A 5,335-nucleotide genomic window follows, 5' to 3' on the forward strand; every position below is an offset into this window, starting at 1 on the left:
CCCGCCGGCGCCATGGGGGCATTCTCTGGACGGCGGGCAGTGCTGCTATCCGGTGTCAACGTAATGACCGCCCCTTTCAACATGACCTGTTTTACCGACAGCTCATGGGACAACAGAGGCCACAACGCCACGTCCAGACGCATATTCTCCGCGCTGACTAAAGGAAGCAACGCTCCGGGGGCGGTGAGTTTCGTACGCCCAGCGAGAATGCTCAATTGCGGCCAGGCATGCCAGCGCAAATCTCCCTCCAGCGCCAAATGATAGCCGCTGTGCTGTTCCACCTGTGTAATCATATAGCTGCGAAAATCATTGGGATTGATTAGCGCTACCATGGCCATCAACCCGGCCACCACCAGAAAAATGAATAGCGTCGTCAATAATCTTCTCATGCGGTCCTCTTTTATTATTACCCGATGCCACAGGCCTCTGACGATTCAGTTCTTGTCTATCTGACTGGCTACGGAGCCTTGCTGATTGCAGTATTTGGCATCTTCGCGGCTTATTGTATAGGGGCGGGCTGCGGGGCCCGCCCAGAGGTTTAATACTCAAGGCGCCTATAGCATGCCTGGATGCAACGCCATCGGCAACTTGTCTGAATTATAGAACTTCAGTACGATTCTACCCTGTCAGTCAGGATCGAGATCCGGTGCGCGCAGGATCGAGATCCGGTGCGCGGTCACGTAAATCACCAGGCCTAGGCAATCACCAGGCCCAGGTGCGCCAGCGAGGAGAGGAGAGCCGCCCGTCCAGCTAACCAAATCATCGGGTAATATGACCAATTCCAGGATCGCCCCGCCAGCGCCAGCTCGCCCAGATGCAGAAAAAAGAATTTGTATTCGGCTAGTAGTTGAATACCGATATACGCCGAGGCATGGCCCCGAAAGACCTGGCCCAGACGCACATCTATCGTGGCCCCGTTAATCCTTTCTTGCTACGTGCGCTGCGAGATGGCCAGTTGGCCTTCATCCAGTCAGACTCATATCACGGTCGCACAGTCTCATCGCTTTTCTCTCCATAAGGGCGTAAATATGGGGGTTTCCACTACGTCGGCAGCAGCCGGTCAGGTATCAAATACTACACGGGAATTATTCGAAAAACTGACTGATCTTCGCTTTTAGAATATCGATGGCAGTCCGGTTCTTATCGACACGCTGGACAACAATGTCAGCGTATTATTTCTACAGTTTATTAAACTGTAGAAATATCGGATGGATGGTACACTAATATTACTTTATACGGAGTCCATTGAACGTCTGCGTTCGTTGATGTCAATTTTCATACGGCGCATGAGGCAAATATTCAGCAGCGTATCCACAAACAGAAAAATTCATCTCCTGGCGCAGGCGTAAGACGTAAACCGGTCAATAACAATATCCCTTCCAATATAATGACTTTTTGGTCTGCAGGTGAATGGTTTTAATACTGCGGGTATGTTCTACATAACTGTAGACTGGCATCTCGATAGCCAAGCCCGACTTCAGCATCTGGATATGTTGAAATAGCAGGTTATGATTCATAGTGCTGGGGTGGTCGTAATTGGTTTTGACACGTTCCGTTATGGTCATGCCGCTTTTTGATCTTTATCATAGCTGTCTTCGAGAATGATACCGATATGCTCATCGCCAACCTAGTCGCACAACTCCCGGTAAAGCGCGATGGGGATAAGACTTTTTCCTAAAGCCGATGCGCCGGCGATGTTAATAATAACGCACTGGTGGGGCTTGTCAGTCTACGATCCAAGGCCTGATAATATAAAAATTTCCGGCGGTGAGAGACTACAATCTACGCGGAAATTATGGGGTGCTACTAGGCAACCGCACGCCAGCATTATTGCTGCACCACACGACACTCGGGCAGATATTTTTTACCGCCGGTACGCTCATTTGCATCTCCTAGTTTAAGACTATTCATACTGGAGTTGCTATTGTCATACGTGTAAAGTTGCCTATCGTGTCCGCGGCCGTCGGTCGGCCTCATCTTTGGAAGGATCCCATGACTTGGCACTGGTTTACTTTTTTTGGCGACAGCATGCTGTTACTGCCTTGCGCTGGATTAATCGTCGTGATTTTACTACTGAAAGTTGATACCCGCCAGGCCTGTTGGCAATGGCTAGTGCTATTCTGCCTCGCCGGCGGTGTCGTTTGCGCCTCGAAGTTGGCCTTTATGGGCTGGGGGATCGGTAGCCGCACTTATGATTTTACAGGGTTTAGCGGTCATTCTGCACTATCAGCCAGTATCTGGCCGGTGATGCTTTGGATCTTGTTTAACCACGCGCGTCCACCGCAGCTCGCCGCGGCGGTGGTGGGTGGTTATCTGCTGGCGCTGGTGATTGGTGTTTCACGATTAATAATCCAGGCGCATTCAGTGTCTGAAGTCCTATCTGGACTGGCGTTGGGTTACTTGATAAGCAGTTCCTTCCTGCTGCTGCAGTATAGCCTGCATACGCGTATCCGTTTTCTGACTAACAGCCAGATCGTGGCGATGCTTATTTTACCGCTGCTGCTATTGGTACAGGGTAAAAAAGCGCCAACCCATAATCTGCTGGAGCAGATAGCCCTCAGCGTGGCGCCGATCACGAAAGTCTACACCCGCGAGGATTTACATCGCGTGCGCCCGGCGTTAACGCCGGATCAGACTTTGCGCCCGGCGTCGGCAAGATAAATGCCCGGGGATGGGAGCTGAGGTCGAGAATCAGGCAGCGAGGCAGCGATAAAAACCCATATTTCCCTATTCCCTCCCTATGGAGCCGTTATAAAACGGCTTTAATGGCAATCTCTGTCGAGATTACCTAACCCTGCCATAATAAAGCTGCGCTACTACCCCGGGCCCCACTAGCTGCGATAGATTTCGGTAAAGTCGCTTTCTGGAAGGCTCACGACCGTTGAGCTCGCCGCAATCCAGATCATCGCGCAGGCTGATATGCAACAGCAGTTGACCAAGTAACGGGCAACTGGTATTGTATTTCTCCGCGAGCTTTTCCGCGCTGCAGGAGCCGAAAATGGATTCGAGATGGCCCCAATGACTGCAGATGTGCATGCTCATATTTTCCATGATACCGAATATCGACACTCCCACTTTGGTAAACATTACAATGCCTTTGTACGCGTCGGCCAGCACAGTGTCTTGTGGCGTTGTCACCACCAACGCCGCCAGTTACCAGGATATTTTTCGCCAACGTCAGTTGGATATCGCCGATACTGGGAGTTATATCCAATATCAGATAATCCAGCTCTGGCACAGCGTATCGGTGAGTAACTACAATAGGGCTTTACTGGCCATGGGTCGCCCTACTAAACCATGGTGTTACCCTAGGTGACCATATGCCGGTAGAGTTAGTGGCCAGACGGTGGGCCATTAATCGGCGCCATATGCTGTCCATCCGGCGACGTCAGGCGCTCGCGGGTGATGCCCAGAATGGTGGGAATAGAGGGGCCATAAATATCGGCGTTCAGCAGTCCAACGTGTTCGCCTTCTTCTGTCAGCTACAGGGCCAGATTGACGGCGGTGCTGGATTTTCCTACGCCTCCTTTGCTGGAGCTGACGGCAATTAAATTGCGCACGCTGCTAACACCAGCATGATCCATGCCGCTAAAGCCAGCCTGATCCTTTACCCGCTTCATCGTGGCGATATTTTGTATCAACTTCCAGTCGATGACAATGGCGCCCCTGTCAGACGCAGCAGTGCGGCACTGGTGCTTTCCTGAAACTCCTCGAAACTACTTTGCCAAGCAAACGGCATGACGAGCTCGATATGCAGTGTGCCGTCAACAAGCAGCGCGTTATGATGCAATGCTTTTAACGCGGTCAAATCTCGCTTCAACGTCGGATGTTTGAAGGCGCTCAGCACGAGGTTTATCTGCTCACGCAGCACCTATGGGATAGTTTATTGAGCAAAAAGATTCATCTCATCTCCTTTGGGTTCTGTTCAGAGGATGAATAACCATTAGCCTTAACATAACAGGGCTCATCGGCCGCAGAGAAAAAAATTCTCTTGTAGCGCCCGCGCTTGCCGCTTATTTACGTGAGGCATCGCTATCGGTTACCATTGACTGCTCTTATGACACTTAACGAAAGCCAACTCCTACCATGACTCAAATCGCGAAAAAAATGTTGGTAACCTGCGCGTTACCTTACGCTAACGGTTCCATCCATCTCGGCCATATGCTCGAGCATATACAGGCGGATATCTGGGTCCGTTATCAGCGAATGCGCGGCCATCAGGTTTATTTCATCTGTGCCGATGATGCTCACGGCACACCAATCATGCTTAAGGCACAGCAATTGGGTATAGCGCCGGAAGAGATGATTAACGCAATGAATCTTGAGCATCAGATGGATTTTACCGGCTTTGGCATCAGTTATGACAACTACCATTCTACCCATAGCGAAGAGAACCGCCAGTTGTCGACGCTGATTTATCAGCGTCTGAAAGAAAACGGTTATATCAAGTCACGGACCATTTCCCAGTTGTTTGATCCAGAAAATGCCATGTTCCTGCCCGATCGTTTTGTGAAAGGCAGCTGTCCGAAATGCTATTCGCCCGATCAGCACGGCGATAACTGCGAGATCTGCGGCGCTACCTATAACCCGACGGATCTCATCAATCCAAAATCGGCGGTGTCTGGCGCAACACCAGTGATGCGGGAATCAGAACATTTTTTCTTCGATTTGCCCGCCTTTAGCGACATGCTGCGCTCCTGGATACGCTCCAATGCGATGCAAGAGCAGGTGACCAATAAGATGCAGGAGTGGTTCGAATCAGGATTGCAACAGTGGGATATTTCCCGCGACGCGCCCTATTTTGGCTTTGAAGTACCGGATGCGCCCGGCAAATATTTTTATGTCTGGCTAGATGCGCCCATCGGCTATATGGGCGCATTTGAAAATCTTTGCCAAAAGCGTAGTGACCTTAGTTTTGACGAGTTCTGGGATGTCAATTCCCAGGCTGATCTTTACCATTTCATCGGCAAGGACATTGTCTATTTTCACAGCCTATTCTGGCCGGCAATGCTGGAAGGAAGTCAGTTACGCAAACCGACTAATTTATTTGTCCATGGCCATGTCACCGTCAACGGCGCCAAGATGTCCAAGTCCCGCGGCACGTTTATCAGGGCCAGCACCTATCTGGCGCACCTGGATGCGGACTGCCTGCGTTATTACTATGCCGCTAAACTGTCGTCATGCATCGATGATATCGACCTAAATATGGAAGATTTTGTTCAGCGGGTCAATACTGATGTTGTGAATAAAGTGGTCAATCTGGCCTCACGTAACGCGGGCTTTATCAATAAATACTTTGACGGCCAGTTGGCGGCCACGGTGGCCGATCCGGCAT

3 protein-coding genes and 3 pseudogenes are annotated in these 5,335 nt (G+C 50.7%); 2 read left to right on the forward strand and 4 right to left on the reverse strand.

The genetic code is table 11. The annotated features are described in order from the left end of the window. The 3 genes and pseudogenes from BG74_RS14455 to udk form a co-directional block, all read right to left on the reverse strand. Positions 1 to 389: AsmA family protein (locus BG74_RS14455; RefSeq protein WP_187202857.1), on the reverse strand; the 389-nt coding region annotated here is incomplete at its 3' end. A gap of 45 nt (positions 390 to 434) precedes the next feature. Then, a pseudogene (gene dcd, locus BG74_RS14460) lies at positions 435 to 1,001 on the reverse strand (dCTP deaminase). Positions 1,002 to 1,085: 84 nt separating this feature from the next. Then, positions 1,086 to 1,705, reverse strand: a pseudogene (gene udk, locus BG74_RS11795) (uridine kinase). Between the two features lie 287 nt (positions 1,706 to 1,992). Here udk and BG74_RS09140 point away from each other — a divergent pair. Then, positions 1,993 to 2,661 carry a phosphatase PAP2 family protein gene (locus BG74_RS09140; protein ID WP_066597998.1) on the forward strand — a complete coding sequence of 223 codons (669 nt, stop codon included), beginning with the start codon at positions 1,993 to 1,995 and terminating at the stop codon, positions 2,659 to 2,661. A 127-nt stretch (positions 2,662 to 2,788) separates the two neighbouring features. Here the strand turns inward: BG74_RS09140 and apbC are convergent. Next, positions 2,789 to 3,871: pseudogene (gene apbC, locus BG74_RS09145) on the reverse strand (iron-sulfur cluster carrier protein ApbC). Between the two features lie 215 nt (positions 3,872 to 4,086). Here apbC and metG point away from each other — a divergent pair. After that, on the forward strand, positions 4,087 to 5,335 hold a 1,249-nt coding region (gene metG / locus BG74_RS18410; RefSeq protein ID WP_439895730.1), incomplete at its 3' end, for a methionine--tRNA ligase.

The sequence above is a fragment of the Sodalis-like endosymbiont of Proechinophthirus fluctus genome (genome assembly GCF_001602625.1).
Classification (GTDB): Bacteria; Pseudomonadota; Gammaproteobacteria; order Enterobacterales; family Enterobacteriaceae.